Genomic DNA, 17,807 nt, shown 5'->3' on the forward strand with positions numbered 1-17,807 from the left:
GGCGGCATCATCGGCAGGGGGAGGGGCGGGGTCAACGCGACGGGCCGGTCACGATGTCGCGCCGCCCTTGATCCTGACCACCGAGACCGAGCAGCGCGCCTCGGCCACCACCTTGGTCGAGACGCTGCCGAGATGGCGCCGCACGGCAGAGGAGCCGCGGGCGCCGAGCACGATATGGTCGATGTCGTTGTGCTCGGCATAGTGGAGGATGGCATCCGCGGCGCTGACCGCCTCGATGACATGGTAGCTGACGCGGTCCTCGCGCAGATGCAGCGGCCGGGCCCAGTCCTTCAGCGCGACGAGCCGCCCGATATAGGCCGAGCGCCCTTGCGCATCGACGCCCTGGCTGTCGCGCAAAATCTCGGTGCGCAGGATGCTCAGGCAGGCGAGCCAGGAATCCTCCCTCGCGTCCAGAAGGCGGCGCGTCTCGGCCAGGATCGCCTGCGCCAGCTCGTCATGGGCGCCCGAGAGATCGACCGCCGCCAGCACGATCGAGGGGCCGGCCTCGCGCCGCGCGCGCGTCGGCGGCCCCAGCACCTCGCTTTCCTCGCGCTTCTGGAAGCGCGCCAGGAGGCGCTGCCCCAGGCTCGGCGGGGCGGAGGGCCGGCGATGACGCGCGACGACCACCTGGTCGGGATGGCGCAGGTCGAAGGCGACCTTGGAGGCCTCCGCATAGCGGCGGCTGCGATCGACCTCGATGCAGCGCAGCACGATCTCCTCCAGCCAGGCCGGCATGTCCGGGCGCAGAGCGCGCGGCGGGCGCGGCGCGTGATAGAGCCGCCGCTTCATGCCGGGCAGGGTCGCCGGCCGGCCAAAGGGCTCCTCGCCGGTGGCCATCTGGTAGAGCAGGCAGCCCAGCGCGAAGATGTCGCTGGCCGGATCGGTGCGGTCGCCCAGCACCTGTTCGGGTGCGATATAGGCCGCCGTCCCCATCGGCGCCGAGCTCTCCTCGCCGAGCAGGTCCGGCAGCTCGGCATGGCGCGACAGGCCGAAGTCCAGCAGCACGGCCCCAGCCGGCGTCATCATCACATTCTCGGGCTTGAGATCGAGATGCACGACCTTCTGCCGGTGCAGATCGGCCAGTGCGACGGCGATCGCGCTGCCGATGCGCACCACCTCGGCGATCGGCAGCGGCGCCTTGCGCATCGTCTCTGCCAGCCGTTCCCCGGCCACGAATTCCATCGCGATATAGGGGAGGGCGGCGAGATCGCCGGCGCCGACCAGGCGGGGCACATGCGGCCCTGAAAGCCGCCTGTGGACCATCACCTCCGTCTCGTAGCCGACGATGGTCGAGACGTCGGCGCCGGGATCGAGGATCGGGATCTTCATCACCAGCGGCAGGTCGTGGTCGGGATGGCTCACCCGCCACAGCGTCGCCATCCCGCCCGAGGGCAGCCGCTCCGTCAGGGTGAAGCCGTCGATGCCCGAGCCGATACGGGGCGTTTCCATGGCGGTTCCCTTCGTCCTAGCGGCCGACCTGCAGCCGCAGGCCGAGCCAGTCCGGCAGGCCGGCAGAGGCGATCTTGCGGGCGGTCTCCTGCGCGTCATAGGGCACGCGCAGCATCGTCACCTCGCGCCGGTCGGTGTCGAGCAGCGCGAAGCATGCTGCGGGATTGCCGTCGCGCGGCTGGCCGACGGCGCCGACCACCACGACATGGCGGCGGATCGCCGAGAGCGGCGCTGCGACCTGCGGCAGCGGCGTGAAGCGCACCGGCTCGCGTCCCGGCAGCGCGTAATAGATCGCCGGCACATGGGTATGGCCGCAGAGCACCAGCGGCGCCGACGTCGCCGCCAGGCACTCGCGCGCCGTCTTCTCATCGCGCAGATAGGGCCATTTGCCTGGCGTCGCGGCGCTGGCATGGACCAGCAGCATGCCCGGCAGCTCCGCCGTCAGCGGCAAGCGGGAGAGGAAGGCGAGATGGGCAGGCGAGAGCTGCGCGCGCGTCCAGACGATCGCGTCATGGGCATGCGGCGTCATCCCGCCCGGACCCTGAACCGTGGCCTCGTCATGATTGCCCAGCACGCAGAGCGCCCCATCCGCGACCAGCCGGTCGGTCGCCTCGACCGCGAAAGCGGGGTCGGGCCCGTAACCCACGATATCGCCGAGCAGCACGATGCGGTCGGGCGCCAAGCGCGCGACCTCGGCGAGGACCGCCTCGGTCGCCTCGCGATTGGCGTGCAGATCCGTGAGGACGGCGATGCGCATGGGCGGCTGGATCGCTGAGGGCCGGCGGCAGCTTTGCCACCTGACGGCGCAACGCGCCATTGGCCTTTCGGCGCGGCCGCGTCAGGCGGCCGGTCGCAAGCTCGACAGGAAATGCGCGACGAGGTCGCTGATCATCCCGGCCAACGCCTCGACCGTCATCGCCGCCGGGTCGGGGCCGAGATCAGGAGGAGAGTAGCGTCTCGCGCCGGGGCAGCTTGCGTCGCGTGCCGCAAATTCGCGGGCTGCAATGCTTGCACGGCGCCCTTGAAGACAGTGGCGCCAGGCTGGTCGGCGACTTAAGCGGCATCCAGCCCGTAGAGCGAGTGCAGCGTCCGCACTGCCAGTTCGGTGTAGGCGGCGTCGATCAGCACCGAGAACTTGATCTCGGAGGTGGTGATCGCGCGGATGTTGATGCCCTTCTCCGACAGCGCCCGGAAGGCGCGGGCCGCGACGCCGGCATGGCTGCGCATGCCGACGCCGATGGCCGAGACCTTGACCACGTCGGTGGCGCCTTGCAGCGCCTGGTAGTGGATCTGGCCGTGCAGGCTTTCCAGCAGGGACTTGGACCGCTCGAAATCGGCAGCCGGCACCGTAAAGGTGATGTCGGTCGTCGCCTGGTCGTCGGAGACGACCTGGATGATCATGTCGACATTGATGTTGGCGTCAGCGAGCGGGCCGAAGATCGCCGCCGCGATGCCGGGCTTGTCGGCTACGCGCCGGAGTGTGATCTGGGCTTCGTCGCGCGAGAACGCGATGCCGGTGACGATCTGCTGTTCCACGATGTCGTCCTCGTCGCAGATGAGGGTGCCGGGATTGGGATGGTTGGGGTCGTCGAAGGAGGAGCGGACATAGGTCGGCACGCGATGGACCATCGCGATCTCGACCGAGCGCACCTGCAGCACCTTGGAGCCGAGCGAGGCCATTTCCAGCATCTCCTCGAAGGAGACCCTGTCCATGCGCCGCGCCTTCGGCACCACGCGCGGGTCGGTCGTATAGACGCCGTCGACATCGGTGTAGATGTCGCAGCGATCGGCCTTGAGACCGGCCGCGATCGCGACCGCCGAGGTGTCGGAGCCGCCGCGGCCGAGCGTCACGATGCGGTTCGACTGCGCGTGCAGGCCCTGGAACCCCGAGCACACCGCGATCTCGCGGTTGCGGTCGAAGCCGGCGAGGATGCCGGCGCCGTCGACGCTCTCGATGCGCGAGGAGCCATGCGCGTCCGAGCCATGGATCGGGATTTGCCAGCCCTGCCAGGAGCGGGCAGGCAGGCCCATCTCCTGCAGGACAAGCGCCATCAGGCCCGACGTCACCTGCTCGCCCGACGCGACGACGACATCGTATTCGGCACGGTCGTACAGCGCCGAGGCTTCCTTGCACCAGGCGACCAGCTCGTTGGTCTTGCCCGACATCGCGGAGACCACGACCGCGACCTCGTTGCCGGCGTCGAATTCGCGTTTGACGTGAAGCGCGGAGTTGCGGATGCGCTCGATCGTGGCGACGGACGTGCCGCCAAATTTCATCACCAGACGGGCCATGGCAGTCCAGAGGCTCTCAACATCGTGGTCCCGGTCGCGCCGGGACGAAAGGTCGCCCTCGCGCCTGGCGCGGGGCGGGTGTAGATGACGGGCAGCGGCCAGCCTGTCAATGCAGGGCAGGCAAACGGCACGCGAACGGAAGGCTCAGGACCATGGCGGCGACGGCTCAGCGCGACGACGCGACGCAAGAGAGCACGACGATCGATCCCGCCGAGGTGGCGCGGTTCGAGGCGATCGCGAAAACCTGGTGGGACCCGAAAGGTCCGATGGCCGTGCTGCACAAGTTCAATCCCGTGCGACTGACCTTTATTCGCGATCTCGCCTGCGCCCGCTTCGGCCGCGATCCGAAGACGATGCGGTCGCTGGCGGATCTGACGCTGGTCGACATCGGCTGTGGTGGCGGCGTGCTCTGCGAGCCGCTGGCGCGTCTGGGCGCACAGGTCACGGGGCTTGACCCGGCGCCGACCAACATCGCCGTCGCGCTTGGCCATGCGGAGGCGGGCGGGCTGTCGATCGACTACCGCCAGCAGACCATCGAGGCGCTGGTCGCCGAGGGCGCGCGCTATGACATCGTGCTGGCGATGGAGGTGGTCGAGCATGTCGCCGATGTCGAGGCCTTCGTCTCCGCCTGCTGCGCGGCTGTGAAGCCCGGCGGCCTGCTCGTCATGGCGACGTTGAACCGCACGCTGAAATCTTATGCCCTGGCCATTGTCGGCGCCGAATACGTCCTGCGCTGGCTGCCGCGCGGCACGCATGATTGGGAGAAGTTCGTGACGCCGGACGAACTTGGTGCGGCGATCGAACGTGGCGGCTTGGAGCTCGGCGAAAGCACCGGCGTCGTCTACAATCCGCTTTCGGATCGCTGGTCGGCGGCCAAGGACATGGACGTCAACTACATGCTGGCGGCCTATCGCCAGACCTGACAGGGAGGCGGGCCGGCCGGCCGCTCAGAGCCAGCGCCTGACGGTCGTGATGATGATCAGCGTCGCGAGCCCTGCGCCCAACGCGACGAAGGCGCTGGTGGCCGCCGGGTTGCTGCCGATCGCATAACCCAAATGCCGCCAGGTCGTGACGTAGTCGAGCTTGCGCCAGATCAGCGTGCCGCCGATGGCGCCGGCCAGGACGATCAGGCCGTTGATGATGATGCCGAAGGCGCCGTCGCGCAGCAGCATGTCGGAAATCCAGCCGAACAGCAGGACTCCGACACCGACAATGGCCAGGAAGACAACCAGCTGCGGTGTCGACATATCGGGCAGGCCGAGCATCAGGATCAGTGCGCGCATCGAAAACCCCTGAAATTCCTCCACGCTGGTATAGCATCGGCTCGTTAAGGGGATGCTGCGCGCAGAGCACGGCCCGGCAGGCTGTGCGAGCGCTGTGTCCCGCGCTACGATTTTGCGCTGCGGCATAGTCCGATGGATGGATGGCGCGCCGCAGCATAAGATGCATGATCTCGGGCAATCCCGTCGGGTCGCGCGCGCGGACCGCAATTGGCGGAGAAACAGGGAGGAACGACCATGCCGAAGCCGCAGGCCGCCGCGACACCGCTCAAGGACCTCTACGAACTGGGCGAACTGCCGCCGCTCGGCCACGTCCCCGCCAGCATGTATGCCTGGACGATCCGCCGCGAGCGCCATGGCCCGCCGCAGGAGAGTTTCCAGGTCGAGGTGATCCCGACCTGGACGATCGGCGAGGAGGAGGTGCTGCTCCTCGTGATGGCGGGCGGCGTCAACTACAACGGCATCTGGGCAGGGCTCGGCCAGCCGATCTCGCCCTTCGACGTCCATAAGGGCCCGCTTCACGTCGCGGGCTCGGACTGTTCCGGCATCGTCTGGGCCGTCGGCTCCAAGGTGAAGCGCTGGAAGGTCGGCGACGAGGTCATCGTCCATTGCAACCAGGACGACGGCGACGACGAGGAGTGCAATGGCGGCGACCCGATGTTCTCCTCCTCGCAGCGCATCTGGGGCTACGAGACGCCGGACGGCTCCTTCGCGCAGTTCTGCCGGGTCCAGTCGCGCCAGCTCATGCTCAAGCCGAAGCATTTGGCTTGGGAGGAGGCGGCCTGCTACACGCTGACGCTCGCCACCGCCTATCGCATGCTCTTCGGCCACGCTCCGCACACCATCAAGCCCGGCGACAATGTGCTGGTCTGGGGCGCCTCCGGGGGCCTGGGCGTCTTCGGCGTCCAGCTCTGTGCGGCATCGGGCGCCAACGCCATCGGCGTGATCTCCGACGAGACCAAGCGCGACTATGTGCTGGGGCTCGGCGCCAAGGGCGTGATCAACCGCAAGGATTTCAACTGCTGGGGGCAGATGCCCAAGGTGAACTCGCCAGAATACAACGACTGGACGAAAGAGGCCCGCAAGTTCGGCAAGGCGATCTGGGACATCACGGGCAAGAAGGATGTCGACATCGTCTTCGAGCATCCGGGCGAAGCGACCTTCCCGGTCTCCTGCCTCGTCGCCAAGCGCGGCGGCATGATCGTGTTCTGCGCGGGCACCTCGGGCTTCAACATCACCTTCGACGCCCGCTATGTCTGGATGCGGCAGAAGCGCGTCCAGGGCTCGCATTTCGCCCATCTCAAGCAGGCGAGCGCCGCCAACCAGTTCGTCATCGACCGCCGCGTCGACCCCTGCATGTCCGAGGTCTTCCCCTGGGACAAGATCCCGCTCGCCCACCACAAGATGTGGAAAAACGAGCACGCACCCGGCAACATGGCCGTGCTGGTCTACGCCCCGCGCACGGGCCTGCGAACCTATGAGGACGTGGCCGAGGCGCTGGCGCGGTAGGGGCCGCGTATCGGGGCTTGCGCGCTGGAGCGATAAAACTTAAACGTTCGGTAAAGTAATTGACCGGACGAGGTTTCCATGTCGCTCCAGCTCTACGCCCATCCCTTCTCCTCATACTCGCAGAAGGTGCTGATCGCGCTTGACGAAAGCGAGACGCCCTTCACGCTGCGCCTGCTGAGCAGCGAAAACCCGAAGAACGGGGAGGAATTCGCGGCGCTCTGGCCGCTGAAGCGCTTTCCGGTGCTGGTCGACGGGGCAGAGACCATCCTCGAATCCAGCATCATCCTCGAGCATCTCGAGCTTTATCATCCCGGTTCGCGCCGGCTGCTTCCGACAGACCCAAAGGCTGCGCTTCCCGTGCGCCTGATGGACCGCTTCTTCGACAGCTATGTCATGACGCCGATGATGCGGATCGTCTTCGACCGCATCCGGGCGGCGCAGGACCGGGACGCGCTCGGCGTTGCCGAGGCGCGCGCGCTGCTCGACACCGCCTATCAATGGCTGGACGCGAAGCTCGTCGACCGGGACTGGGCCTGCGGCGGCGAGTTCAGCATGGCCGACTGTGCAGCCGCGCCATCGCTCTTCTATGCCGACTGGGTCCACGAGATCGACGCGGCCTTCCCGAACACGCGCGCCTATCGCGCGCGGCTGCTCGCACGCCCCTCCGTCGCGCGCGCCGTCGAAGCGGCACGGCCCTTTCGCCATCTGTTCCCGCTCGGCGCGCCCGACCGCGACTGAGACGCTCCGACGATCGCCCGCCATCACGTCATGGCGGGCGGGCGCGCAAGCGCTGTCGCGGGGAGAGGAAGCCATGTAGAGCATCGCGCTCGCAAAGGCGTCCCATGGTCTCATCGCCCCTCTTTCTCAACGCCGTCCCGTTGATCTTCACCTTCCTCTGGTCGTCGGGGTGGATCGTTGCCGGCTATTCGGCGCAATATGCCGATCCGCTGACCTTTCTGTCCGTGCGTTTCGCCAGCGCCGGGGTTCTGCTCGCCGCGCTCTCCTTGGCCATGAAGGCGTCCTGGCCGGCAACGCCGCGGGCCTGGCTCGACTGCATCGTCACCGGCATCCTGCTGCACGCCATCTATCTCTGCGGCGTCTGGTGGGCGGTGCGTCATGGCCTGCCGGCAGGCATCTCCGGCTTGATAGCCGGTCTGCAGCCGATCCTGACCGCGATGCTGGCGCCGGCGCTCGTCGGCGAGCGCATCTCGCCGGCCCGCTGGGCCGGCATCGCTTGCGGCTTCGTCGGCATTGCGCTCGTGCTGGAGCCCAAGCTGGTCGGGGTCGATCCGGTCGCGCTCTGGGGCATCCTGCTGCCGGTGGCGGTCAACGTCGTCGGCATGTTCGCCGTGACCTTCGGCTCCTTCTACCAGAAGGCCCGCATCGTCTCGGGCGATCTGCGCACGGTGACGACGATCCAGTATGGCGCTGCGTTCCTGTTCACAGCTCCGCTGGCCTTCGCGCTGGAGCCGATGCGGATCGAGTGGAACCTGACGATGGCCCTGGTGCTGGCCTGGTCGGTGCTGGCGCTCTCGCTCGGCGGCATCGGGCTCTACCTCGTCATCCTGCGCAGGGGCGAGGTCTCGCGCATCGCCACCTTCCTGTATCTCGTGCCGGCGCTGGTCGCGCTCGAAGCCTGGCTCCTGTTCGGAGAGACGATGTCGCTGATCCAGCTCGCCGGCATGGCGCTGACGATCGCCGGCGTCATCCTTGCGAGCCGGAAGTAGGGCGGCCGGACCTCACCGTCCTGGCGAGCGAAGCAATCGCTTCGCTTGCAGTGACGCATCACCCAAAAGGCGCCTTTTCGTCCCTTCCGTGTTCAGCCTATGCTGCGTCGCAACAAGGGAGGGAAAACCATGAGCGCCCAAGCCTCTGCTACATCGCCCGCCGCCGCCGCATCGTCCGCCGCCGCATCGCCGATGCCGACCAGCGCCGTGGCGTTGATCGAGGCGGCGCTGCCGGGTTTCGAGACCCTGCTGCAGGAGGCAATCGCCGCCGTGCGCGGCAAGGTCACGATCGACGGCCGGATTTCCTCGGCCTTGCTGGAGGCGCAGCAACACGCCGCCCACGGCCTGTCCTGGCTGGCGACCTATGTCATGGCGCTGCGCGAGCTGAAGGCCTATGGCGAGCGCCTCGCAGCCGAGGACCGCTACGGCGCGATCGAGGACTATGCCATCCGGATCGGCGCGGGCGAATATGCCGCCCAGATCTTCGGCGGCATTCCGATGAGCCAGAACGAGATCGTCCGGCTGCCAGCGCTCGGCTTGTCCGCCACCGCCATCGCCGCCGCCCGGACCGAGGCCGCAGAGGCGCTGATCGCGCAGGGCAACACGCCGGAGAACCGTGCCCGCCTGGTCGATCTGTTCAGCCAGGATGACGGCGCGGCGGGCGTCGGCGATCCCGGCCTCGACGAGACCCTGGAGGCGATCCGCTCGGAGATGCGCCGCTTCTGCGCGGCGGAAGTCACGCCCCACGCCCATGAGTGGCACCTGAAGAATGACTACATCCCGATGGCGGTGGTCGAGAAGATGGCCGAGCTCGGCGTCTTCGGCCTGACCATTCCCGAGGAATTCGGCGGCATGGGCCTCACCAAGGTCTCGATGTGCGTCGTCTCGGAGGAGCTGTCGCGCGGCTATATCGGCGTCGGCTCGCTCGGAACGCGCTCCGAGATCGCCGCCGAACTGATCCTTTGCGGCGGCACCGACGCGCAGAAGGAAAAGTGGCTGCCGAAGCTCGCCTCGGGCGAGGTGCTGCCCACCGCCGTCTTCACCGAGCCCAATACCGGTTCGGACCTCGCCAGCCTGCGCACCCGCGCCGTCCGCGAGGGCGAAGGGGATGCGGCTGTCTGGAAGGTGTCCGGCAACAAGACCTGGATCACCCATCCCGTCCGCGCCGACATCATGACGCTGCTGGTCCGCACCGACCCGTCCGAGAGTGGCTACAAGGGCCTGTCCATGCTGATCGCGGAGAAGCCGCGCGGCACGGATGCCGACCCGTTTCCCGTCGACGGCCTCACCGGTGGCGAGATCGAGGTGCTCGGCTATCGCGGCATGAAGGAATACGAGCTCGCCTTCGACGGGTTCACCGTCAAGGCCGAGAACCTGCTCGGCGGCGTCGAGGGGCAGGGCTTCAAGCAACTCATGCAGACCTTCGAGGCGGCCCGTATCCAGACCGCCGCGCGCGCCGTCGGCGTCGCGCAATCCGCCTTCGATCTCGGTTTGCGCTACGCCAAGGAGCGCGTCCAGTTCGGCAAGAAGCTGATCGCCTTCCCGCGCGTTGCCGACAAGCTCGCGATGATGGCGGCCGAGATCCTGATCGCCCGCCAACTCACCTATTTCGCCGCCCGCGAGAAGGATGCCGAGCGCCGCTGCGATCTCGAGGCCGGCATGGCCAAGCTGCTCGGCGCCCGCGTCGCCTGGGCCGCCGCCGACAACGCGCTGCAGATCCATGGCGGCAACGGTTTCGCGCTGGAATACGCGATCAGCCGCGTGCTCTGCGACGCCCGCATCCTCAACATCTTCGAGGGCGCCGCCGAAATCCAGGCGCAGGTGATTGCAAGGCGGCTGGTCGAGGGCTGAGGCCACCGGACGGCAATAATTTCGACATGATGGCCCTGCTTCTCTCACCTCGCCGATGACGGCACGAGAGCGTCAGGATCAGTCTATGTCGAAACGCGCAGCCACCATCGTCCTGGGATCGGCGCTTGCCTGTGCCGCTGCGGCACTGACGGCGCCGGCGATTGCGCAACAGGCCCCGGCCCAGCCTTCGCCACGGATCAGCGTCGCCGGGGAGGGCGAGGTCAGCGTCGCCCCCGACATGGCCATCCTCACGCTCTCGGTTGTGCGTGAGGCCGATACGGCGCGCGAGGCACTGAGTGCCAGCAACGAGGCGATGAAGCAGGTGCTGGCGGGACTGAAGGCGGCCGGCATCGCCGAGCGCGACCTGCAGACCGCAGGCCTGAACATCCAGCCGCGCTATACGCAACCAGGCCCGCAGGCCAAGCCTCAGGCCCCGAAGATCAGCGGGTACTCCGCCAGCAACGCCCTGACCGTCCGCATCCGCGATCTGTCCGCGGTCGGAGCCATCCTCGACAAGACCATCAGCCTCGGCGTCAATCAGGGCGGCGACATCAGCTTCGTCAATGACGACCTGAAGCCGAGCCTGACGGAGGCGCGCAAACGGGCCGTCACCGATGCCATGGCACGAGCCCGCACGCTGGCCGATGCCGCAGGCGTCAAGCTGGGCCGCATTCTCTCCATCGAGGAGCCATCCCTGCGTTCCGGCCCGATGCCGATGGGCAAGATGATGCGGGCAGCGGCCGCCGACGGCTTCGTTCCCGTGGAGCGTGGCGAGAACAGCTACAGCACGACGGTGAACCTGGTCTTTGAGATCCTGCCTTGAGACATCTTGCTCGGCGAAGCCGGCGGCACTTGCGCGCAGCGGTTGAAGATCCGCTGCCGCGTAGGCAGTAAATTCATAAATTCGCTGTTCCATCGCCGGTGCTGCCACGACGCCGGCCGGGGAACCCGCGCGAATGCTTCTGATCACCGATCGCCTCGACGAGAGTCGCGACCTCGCGCGCCGTCTTGGCTTTTGGGGGCCATGCCGGGTCATCGCACTGGAGCACCATGGTGCCGCCCCCGTGACGCAGCCGCAGATCGTCGTCAGCGACGTCGATCTTGCACAGCGGCACTCGGTCGAGGCGATGCGCGCCGCTTTGGCCCGCCATCGGGGCAGGGGAGCGCCCTATCTCTGCCTGCTGCGGGGCATGACGGCCCGTTCGACGATCCAGGCCCGCGCCATCGGCGCCACGGAGGTCTTGTCGGCGGATATGGCGGCCTCGCAGCTTCTGAAAACCATCGAGCAGCTTCTGCATGAGGGCGATGCCGCAGACCCAGCCAGGGGAACCGCGGCCTTCACCCGCGCCCATCTGGCGACGGCGGCGGCCTCGCTTGCCGACATGCTGCAATCCGCCTCGGCGGGGGGGCCGATCGCGCTTCGTGCCGTCGAGGCTTCGGTCGAGGCGATCGACCAGGCGGCCGGCGCCAGCGACATCGGCGACTGGCTGCAGGTCGTCTGGAGCTATGACGACCTGACCTATCAGCACTGCATGCTCGTTGCCGGCCTCGCAGCGAGCTTCGCCCATGACCTCGGCTTTTCGGCCGAGGACCGCAAGCTTGTGACGCGGGCCGCTGTCCTCCACGATATCGGCAAGGCCCGGATTCCGCTCGAACTTCTGCACAAGCCCGGAGCGCTCGATCATGCCGAGCAGGTGGTGATGCGTACGCATCCCGCCATCGGCCACGCGATGCTTCTGGCTCAGGGCGGCTTCCAGCCCGAAATCCTTGCGGCCGTGCGCTCCCATCACGAATATCTCGACGGCTCGGGCTATCCGGACGGGCTCGGCGGCAGCCAGATTTCCGACGTGGTGCGGATCATCACGATCTGCGACATCTACGCCGCGCTGATCGAGCGCCGCAGCTACAAGCCGCCAATGATGCCCGAGCAGGCCTATGACATCCTCCAGTTGATGGGCGGCAAGCTCGACGCGGCGCTGGTCCGGGCTTTCCAGCAGGTCGTCCAGAAGACCGCGCAGGCGGCGTGATGCCCGCGTCGCCTGCGCGGCGGCTGGACGATCTCACCCCCGTAACCGGTACTTCGCGAAGCCCTCGCCGCCATCGCCCAGGGCTTCCGCCTTGAGCCCCTCGGGCAGCTTCCCGGCCGCGGCCGGCGAAGTCACGAACGTCGCCTCCACGCCCGGGGGCAGCGGCGCCAGCGACCAGTTGCCATCGGCCTTCGGCTCGATCGTGCCCTTCGACAGGATGAAGCGGACGATCACGTCGCGGTTGAGGTCGGGCGCCTCCAGCACGACCGTCGTCTTCGTGCCCGGAAAATTGCCGCCGCCCGAGGCGCGGTAATTGTTGGTGACGACGAGGAATTGCGCCGCCTTGTCGATCGGCTTGCCCTGAAAGGCGAGGTCGACGATGCGGCGCGCCTCGGGCGCGACGAGTTTGCCGTCGCCGTCGTAGCGCGAGGCCTGGGTGACATCGATCTTGTAGGTCACGCCGTCGATCACGTCGAAATTGAACGCCGGGAAGCCCGGATTGATCAGCGGCTGCTCGGCCGTCCTGGCGGGGTCGATCCGGTTGAAGATGCCGGCCGAGCGCTCCAGCCATTCGGCGACCTGCGCGCCGGTCACCTTCACGATCTGCACCGTGTTCGGGTAGAGATAGATATCGGCGACGTTCTTGATCGCGATCGGCCCGGCCGGGATGTCGGTGAAGAAGGCAGGCCCCGCCCGCCCGCCGGATTTGAACGGCGCGGCCGCCGAGAGGATCGGCAGGTCCTTCCACTGCGTCTGCGCCATCAGCCCCCTGGCATAGGCGATCTGCGCCTCGGCGACGATCTGGACGGACGGATCGTCGGCGACCAGCGCGAAGAACGAGTTGATCGGCGATGCGGTCTTGCCGACGGGCTCGCGCATATAGACCAGCGTCGCCTCATGGTCGGCCTTGACGGCGGCGAGTACGGCGGGCTCGGCTGACGCTTTCGGGACGATCTTGCGATCGGGCGTGCGCTCGTAGATCGGCTTCGGCTCGACCTTGAACGCGGCGATCTGCCAGCGTTCGCCGCGCTTCTCCAGCTCGAGATCGATCAGCCCGAGATGCGAGCCCCAGAAGCCGGGCTGGCATGCCGGCTTGCCATGCAGCGTGCCCTTGACGTTGTCGACGCCGGCAATGCCGTCGAACGCCTTTCCGCCGGGGAAGACGAGGTGTTGGTGGCCGGTCAGGATCACGTCGATGCCGTCGAGCGCGGCCAGATGCAGCGCCGCATTCTCTTCCATGCCCCGGCGCTCGCCGCCCGCGATGCCGGAATGGCACAGCGCGATGACGAGGTCGGGCCCGGCCTTCAGCAGCTCCGGCAGATGCTTGTGGGCGGCATTGACGATATCGGAGGCGACGATCTTGCCCTCAAGATTGGCCTTGTCCCATTGCATGATCTGCGGCGGTACGAAGCCGATCACGCCGATCTTCAGGACCTGCTGCTGGCCGGCCTCATCCTCGAAGCTCTGCTCGAACAGCCGCCAGGGATCGACCAGCGCCGCTCCGCCGACCCGCTCGACATTCGCGCAGACCATCGGAAACTCGGCCTTGGCCAAGCCGTTGTCGAGGAAATCGAGCCCGTAGTTGAACTCATGATTGCCGAGCGTTCCGCACAGATAGGGCAGCGTGTTCATCGCCGCGAGCATGGGGTGGATCTCGCCGGGCTTGAGGCCCTTCTTGTAGGCGATGTAGTCCCCGAGCGACGAGCCCTGCAGGAAGTCGCCATTGTCGAACAGCAGGCTGTTCTTCGCCTCCGCCTGCGCCGCCTTGATCAGGCTCGCGGTCTTGGCGAGCCCGACCGTGTCGTCGGGGCCGTCGCGGAAATAGTCGTAAGGCACGACATTGACGTGCAGGTCGGTCGTCTCCAGCACGCGCAGCTTCAACCGGGCCGGCGTCTGGGCGGCGAGAACGGAGGGCAGGGTGGCCGCGGTTGCGATCACGGCGGCGGCCTTCAGCGTGTCACGGCGGTTGAAACGGGTTTCGCGTGCCATGGCCTGCTCCTGATGCTGATGCCGCGATACGGAAGCTAGCATTGCGGCGCCGCCATGACATGCGGAAGATGTCATGCACGCCGAAGATCATGACAGGATGCGCCCGGTATGCGCCTCGGGGTGCCGCGGCCGCTCTTAGGCCGCAGGCACCACCGCTAGCCTCAGCCCCAACGCCTTCGTCGCTTTCGAGAGCGTGTCGAGCGTCGGGTTGCCGCCGGGTTTGAAGGCCTTGTAGATCGCCTCACGGCTTAAGCCCGTCTCGGCGGCGAAGGCCGTGACGCCACGAGCCCGGGCGATGTCGCCCAGCGCAGCGGCGATGAAGGAGGGGTCGCCCTGCTCGAGCGCGGCCTCGATATAGGCCGCCTGATCTTCCGGCGTCTTCAGGTAGTTCTGGACGTCGAAGTCCCGGGTTTCGATCGGCATCCTAGAGGTCCTTCGCCATCTGCCGGGCCTGGCAATGTCAGCCGCCTGGCGTGATTATGGGTAGACTACACGATCTTTAGCGATGGGACGTGACTGGCGCCCGCAGCCCCTATCGCTCCCGCAGCGAGCGGGGCATGGTCACGGGCCGCGCCTCGCGTGCCTGGGCGGCGAGCCTTACCGGCGCATTGACCGCGCCAAAACCTGCATACCCGCCGCGCCGCTCGACGATCTCGAAGAAGAAGCGCTGCGCGAAGACATGGGTGTAGACCTGCAGGAACTCGGCTTCGCCGTCGCGGTCGTATAGGATGTGATGCTCGCGAAGCGCGTCGATGAAGGCGGGTTCCAGCCCGTGCCGCGCCTCCAGATCCTCGTAGTAGTTCTCGGGGATGTCGAGGAAGGACAGACCCGCAGCCCGCATCGCCGCTACCGCCGCGAAGATGTCGGGAGCGTCGAAGGCGATGTGCTGCACGCCAGATCCGAAATGCTCCGAGACGAAGCGCGAGGACAGGGTGCGCGTCGCCTGCGAGCCGTTGAGCACGAAGCGCAAGCCTCCGTCGGAGGCAACCAGTGGCCGGCTCTCGACCAGCCCGCCGGGATCGGCGATGGCGAGCTGCGGGATCCGCTCGAGCTGGAAGAGCGAGCTGTAGAACAGCAGCCAGGACAGCATCTCCTCATAGTCCATCGACTGGGAAATGTGGTCGACGCTCTGCAGCAGCGCTGCGGGCGGGGCCGCTGCCGCCGGTACGGGCGCGAAATCCTTCTCCCAGATATGGCCGAGATCGCCCTCGGGCTGGGTGAAATAGATCAGCGAGCCGCCGACGCCGCGAATGGCCGGGATATGCAGCTCGCCAGGCCCGACAGGCTGCTCGAAGCTCGGAATCCTCAGCCCGCCGGCCCGTGCCATCGCCTGTCCGACATCGTCGACCCGCAGCGCGATCGCGCAGACGCCGGGACCGTGCATGATCGCATGGGACTGGGCGAAGCCGTCCGTCTCGGTGTTGAGCAACAGGTTGATGTCGCCCTGGCTCCAGCGCGCCACGGATTTGCTGACATGCAGGCCGGTCCGGCGAAAACCCAGTGCCGAGAACAGGCCCGACAGCTCGGCGGCGGTGTCCTCGTCGAGCGCGAACTCGATGAACTCGACGCCCAGCACCTGCGCGCGCGGTGGCAGATGCGGCGCCGTCTGGTCGGCCAGCGCGATCAGCGAGCGCATGCCGTCGGTCGCCAGCCTCCGCGCCGAGCCGGCCCGGAACTGGTCGTTGAAGATCTCATGCGAGAGCGGTCCCTTGTAGCCGGTCTGGGCGACCGCTCGCACGAAATCGGTCACCGCCAGATCGCCCTGGCCGGGAAAACAGCGGAAATGCCGGCTCCAGCTCAGCACGTCCATGTCGAGCTTGGGCGCGTCCGCCAGCTGGACGAGGAAAATGCGGTCTCCGGGGATCGAGGCGATCGGCCCCAGTGGCGACTGGCGCGCCAGCGTGTGGAAGGAATCGAGGATGACGCCGATGCGCTCATGGTCGGCCCGGCGAACGATCTCCCAGGCGTCGCGGTAGTCGTTGACGTGGCGGCCCCAGGCCAGCGCCTCATAGCCGACGCGCACCCCGAAGCGCGCGGCGAGATCGCCGAGTTCGTGGAAGTCGGCCGCCGCCCGGTCGATGCCGCCCAGTGCCTGCGGCGAAACGTTCGAGCAGATCAGCATCAGATCAGTGCCGAGCTCGTTCATGATCGCGAATTTGCGCTCCGCCCGGGCAAAGCCGCGGGCGCGCAGCGGCTCCGGCATGCCCTCGAAATCGCGGAAGGGCTGGAAGGCTGAGATGGTCATGCCGAGATCGGCGACCATGCGGCCGACCTCGCGCGGCCCGCCGTCGAAGGTCAGGAAATCATTCTCGAAGACCTCGACCGCGTCGAACCCGGCCGCCGCGATCGCCTGGAGCTTTTCCGTGAGGTCGCCGCTCAGCGAAACGGTGGCGATCGAGGTCGGGTTTGGCGCGGGATTCGTCATGGCCTTGTCAGTCATGGCTGTCAGCCCTCCATCCGGTCGATCGTCACGGGCTGGCCCCGCCGCGCCGCCTCGGCAACCGCCTCGATCACCGCGAGCGTGCGGGCCGCATCCGCCGCATCGGTGATCGGCGTCTCCGCACCTCGGATCACCGCGCAGAAGTGCCGGATCTGCTCGGCCAGCGGTTCGAGCGGCGCCAGCGCCAGGCTCTCGCGCAGAAGCGGTTCCCACCAGCCCTGTCGGCCCTCGTAGCGCCAGTGTTCCAGGGCGGGCAGCGACAGCGAGCCTTCGCTCCCCGCGATCAGGTAGCAGAGCCCGTCGCGCTGCGGATAGGCCTTGTTCTCGCCCGAGGACAGCTCCCAGCTCCAGGGTGTAGGCGTCACGTCGGAGACGGTGGCCGTGCCCAGCGCGCCGTTTGCGAAGCGGAAGAGGAGGGCAGCGGTATCCTCCACCGCGAAGCCGCGCGTCGCGTTCGAGGTCATCGCCTGCACGCTCTCGATCTCGCCGCAGATGAAGCGGAGGTTGTCGATGTCGTGAATCAGGTTGATCAGCACCGGCCCGCCGCCGGCCTCGCGCCGCCAGGCGACATCGAAATAGTCATCCGGCTTGCGGATCAGGAACAGCGAGGTCACCGCGACCAGCCGGCCGATCCCGCCCTCGCGCACGAGCTTGCGCGCCGCCTTGACGATCGGGTTGTGTCGGCGGTGGTGGCCGCCGAGAACCGGCACGCCGGTGCGCGCCTGCGCCACGACCAGACGCTGCGCCGCCGCAACGCTCTCCGCCAACGGCTTCTCGATCAGCACCGGCACGCCGGCCTCCAGGCACGCGATCGCGCCCGGCACATGCAGCGCGTTGGGCGTCGCGATGATCGCGCCGTCCGGCTTCAGCGCCGCCAGCAAGTCCGTGATCGAGGCGAACCAGGGCGTGCCGCGCTCGGCCGCCAGCGCCTTGGCCGCCTCGGTCGGATCGCAGATGGCGGCGCAGTCGCAATCGCGGGAGGCGTCCAGCCGCTCCAGATGCGTCCGCCCGATCAGCCCGGCGCCGACGAGGGCGATCTTGAGGGGCGTGGTCACAGGGCAGATCTCCGGCTCGAGCCGCGACATGACTCCCTCCCCCCGCTTGCGGTGGGGAGGGCAGGGGTGGGGGGCAGTGCCGCTCGGCGAGACGGCGAAGAACAGAGCTCCGGCTTTGCGGCCTCCCACCCCGCCCCTCCCCACCGCAAGCCGTCTCTTATACACCTCTGCCGCGCCCGCCGGTGCCG

At 67.8% G+C, this 17,807-nt stretch carries 15 protein-coding genes; 7 read left to right on the plus strand and 8 right to left on the minus strand.

Annotation, left to right across the window (positions count from 1 at the left end; all coding sequences use genetic code 11):
- Nucleotides 1-48: 48 nt before the first annotated feature.
- The 3 genes from AE618_RS23330 to AE618_RS23345 form a co-directional block, all read right to left on the minus strand.
- Entirely contained in the window at nt 49-1,449 is a 1,401-nt protein-coding gene (locus AE618_RS23330; protein ID WP_054211476.1) for a bifunctional serine/threonine-protein kinase/universal stress protein, read from the minus strand.
- Between the two features lie 16 nt (nt 1,450-1,465).
- The gene (locus AE618_RS23335; RefSeq protein ID WP_054211477.1) at nt 1,466-2,206 is read right to left on the minus strand and encodes a metallophosphoesterase family protein; all 741 of its coding nucleotides are present in this window, start codon (nt 2,204-2,206) and stop codon (nt 1,466-1,468) included.
- Between the two features lie 296 nt (nt 2,207-2,502).
- Nucleotides 2,503-3,741, minus strand: a complete 1,239-nt coding sequence (locus tag AE618_RS23345) for an aspartate kinase (RefSeq protein ID WP_054211479.1) — start codon at nt 3,739-3,741, stop codon at nt 2,503-2,505.
- 152 nt (nt 3,742-3,893) lie between these two features.
- Here AE618_RS23345 and ubiG point away from each other — a divergent pair, with 152 nt between their 5' ends.
- A complete protein-coding gene (ubiG, locus tag AE618_RS23350) occupies nt 3,894-4,664 on the plus strand; it encodes a bifunctional 2-polyprenyl-6-hydroxyphenol methylase/3-demethylubiquinol 3-O-methyltransferase UbiG (protein WP_054211480.1) in 771 nt (256 codons plus the stop codon).
- A gap of 24 nt (nt 4,665-4,688) precedes the next feature.
- On the opposite strand, the gene AE618_RS23355 is transcribed toward ubiG, so the two are convergent.
- On the minus strand, nt 4,689-5,024 hold the full coding sequence (locus AE618_RS23355; protein WP_054211481.1) for a hypothetical protein: 336 nt from the start codon (nt 5,022-5,024) through the stop codon (nt 4,689-4,691).
- Between the two features lie 234 nt (nt 5,025-5,258).
- On the opposite strand from AE618_RS23355, the gene ccrA reads away from it, so the two are divergent.
- The 6 genes from ccrA (at nt 5,259) to AE618_RS23385 (ending at nt 12,135) form a co-directional block, all read left to right on the plus strand.
- On the plus strand, nt 5,259-6,530 hold the full coding sequence (gene ccrA, locus AE618_RS23360) for a crotonyl-CoA carboxylase/reductase (protein ID WP_054211482.1): 1,272 nt from the start codon (nt 5,259-5,261) through the stop codon (nt 6,528-6,530).
- Nucleotides 6,531-6,608: 78 nt separating this feature from the next.
- The gene (locus AE618_RS23365) at nt 6,609-7,268 is read left to right on the plus strand and encodes a glutathione S-transferase family protein (RefSeq protein WP_054211483.1); all 660 of its coding nucleotides are present in this window, start codon (nt 6,609-6,611) and stop codon (nt 7,266-7,268) included.
- Between the two features lie 104 nt (nt 7,269-7,372).
- Nucleotides 7,373-8,257, plus strand: coding sequence for a DMT family transporter (locus AE618_RS23370; protein ID WP_054211484.1), 885 nt, complete (start codon nt 7,373-7,375; stop codon nt 8,255-8,257).
- Between the two features lie 129 nt (nt 8,258-8,386).
- Nucleotides 8,387-10,108 carry an acyl-CoA dehydrogenase family protein gene (locus tag AE618_RS23375; RefSeq protein WP_082365518.1) on the plus strand — a complete coding sequence of 574 codons (1,722 nt, stop codon included), beginning with the start codon at nt 8,387-8,389 and terminating at the stop codon, nt 10,106-10,108.
- Nucleotides 10,109-10,193: 85 nt separating this feature from the next.
- Nucleotides 10,194-10,931 carry an SIMPL domain-containing protein gene (locus AE618_RS23380; protein ID WP_054211486.1) on the plus strand — a complete coding sequence of 246 codons (738 nt, stop codon included), beginning with the start codon at nt 10,194-10,196 and terminating at the stop codon, nt 10,929-10,931.
- Nucleotides 10,932-11,064: 133 nt separating this feature from the next.
- A complete protein-coding gene (locus AE618_RS23385) occupies nt 11,065-12,135 on the plus strand; it encodes an HD-GYP domain-containing protein (protein ID WP_054211487.1) in 1,071 nt (356 codons plus the stop codon).
- A 33-nt stretch (nt 12,136-12,168) separates the two neighbouring features.
- Here the strand turns inward: AE618_RS23385 and AE618_RS23390 are convergent, their stop codons facing one another.
- The 4 genes from AE618_RS23390 to AE618_RS23405 form a co-directional block, all read right to left on the minus strand.
- A complete protein-coding gene (locus tag AE618_RS23390) occupies nt 12,169-14,124 on the minus strand; it encodes a bifunctional 2',3'-cyclic-nucleotide 2'-phosphodiesterase/3'-nucleotidase (protein WP_054211488.1) in 1,956 nt (651 codons plus the stop codon).
- Nucleotides 14,125-14,259: 135 nt separating this feature from the next.
- Nucleotides 14,260-14,547 (minus strand): addiction module antidote protein, encoded by a 288-nt coding sequence (locus tag AE618_RS23395; RefSeq protein ID WP_054211489.1) that lies wholly within the window; start codon nt 14,545-14,547, stop codon nt 14,260-14,262.
- A 109-nt stretch (nt 14,548-14,656) separates the two neighbouring features.
- Nucleotides 14,657-16,564, minus strand: coding sequence for a bifunctional sugar phosphate isomerase/epimerase/4-hydroxyphenylpyruvate dioxygenase family protein (locus tag AE618_RS23400; protein WP_248310994.1), 1,908 nt, complete (start codon nt 16,562-16,564; stop codon nt 14,657-14,659).
- A gap of 5 nt (nt 16,565-16,569) precedes the next feature.
- Nucleotides 16,570-17,649, minus strand: a complete 1,080-nt coding sequence (locus AE618_RS23405) for a Gfo/Idh/MocA family protein (RefSeq protein ID WP_248310995.1) — start codon at nt 17,647-17,649, stop codon at nt 16,570-16,572.
- Between the last annotated feature and the right edge of the window lie 158 nt (nt 17,650-17,807).

Origin of the sequence: Allobosea vaviloviae, from assembly GCF_001298265.1 — a bacterium.
Taxonomy (GTDB): Bacteria; Pseudomonadota; Alphaproteobacteria; order Rhizobiales; family Beijerinckiaceae; genus Allobosea; species Allobosea vaviloviae_B.

What these genes read in the sequence shown, in the direction of transcription:
- AE618_RS23385 (WP_054211487.1), top strand. Translation starts at nt 11,065, where the DNA reads ATGCTTCTGATCACCGATCGCCTCGACGAGAGTCGCGACCTCGCGCGC.
- AE618_RS23380 (WP_054211486.1), top strand. Translation starts at nt 10,194, where the DNA reads ATGTCGAAACGCGCAGCCACCATCGTCCTGGGATCGGCGCTTGCCTGT.
- AE618_RS23355 (WP_054211481.1), bottom strand. Translation starts at nt 5,024, where the DNA reads ATGCGCGCACTGATCCTGATGCTCGGCCTGCCCGATATGTCGACACCG.
- AE618_RS23330 (WP_054211476.1), bottom strand. Translation starts at nt 1,449, where the DNA reads ATGGAAACGCCCCGTATCGGCTCGGGCATCGACGGCTTCACCCTGACG.
- ccrA (WP_054211482.1), top strand. Translation starts at nt 5,259, where the DNA reads ATGCCGAAGCCGCAGGCCGCCGCGACACCGCTCAAGGACCTCTACGAA.
- AE618_RS23345 (WP_054211479.1), bottom strand. Translation starts at nt 3,741, where the DNA reads ATGGCCCGTCTGGTGATGAAATTTGGCGGCACGTCCGTCGCCACGATC.
- ubiG (WP_054211480.1), top strand. Translation starts at nt 3,894, where the DNA reads ATGGCGGCGACGGCTCAGCGCGACGACGCGACGCAAGAGAGCACGACG.
- AE618_RS23400 (WP_248310994.1), bottom strand. Translation starts at nt 16,564, where the DNA reads ATGACTGACAAGGCCATGACGAATCCCGCGCCAAACCCGACCTCGATC.
- AE618_RS23365 (WP_054211483.1), top strand. Translation starts at nt 6,609, where the DNA reads ATGTCGCTCCAGCTCTACGCCCATCCCTTCTCCTCATACTCGCAGAAG.
- AE618_RS23335 (WP_054211477.1), bottom strand. Translation starts at nt 2,206, where the DNA reads ATGCGCATCGCCGTCCTCACGGATCTGCACGCCAATCGCGAGGCGACC.
- AE618_RS23395 (WP_054211489.1), bottom strand. Translation starts at nt 14,547, where the DNA reads ATGCCGATCGAAACCCGGGACTTCGACGTCCAGAACTACCTGAAGACG.
- AE618_RS23370 (WP_054211484.1), top strand. Translation starts at nt 7,373, where the DNA reads ATGGTCTCATCGCCCCTCTTTCTCAACGCCGTCCCGTTGATCTTCACC.
- AE618_RS23375 (WP_082365518.1), top strand. Translation starts at nt 8,387, where the DNA reads ATGAGCGCCCAAGCCTCTGCTACATCGCCCGCCGCCGCCGCATCGTCC.
- AE618_RS23390 (WP_054211488.1), bottom strand. Translation starts at nt 14,124, where the DNA reads ATGGCACGCGAAACCCGTTTCAACCGCCGTGACACGCTGAAGGCCGCC.
- AE618_RS23405 (WP_248310995.1), bottom strand. Translation starts at nt 17,649, where the DNA reads ATGTCGCGGCTCGAGCCGGAGATCTGCCCTGTGACCACGCCCCTCAAG.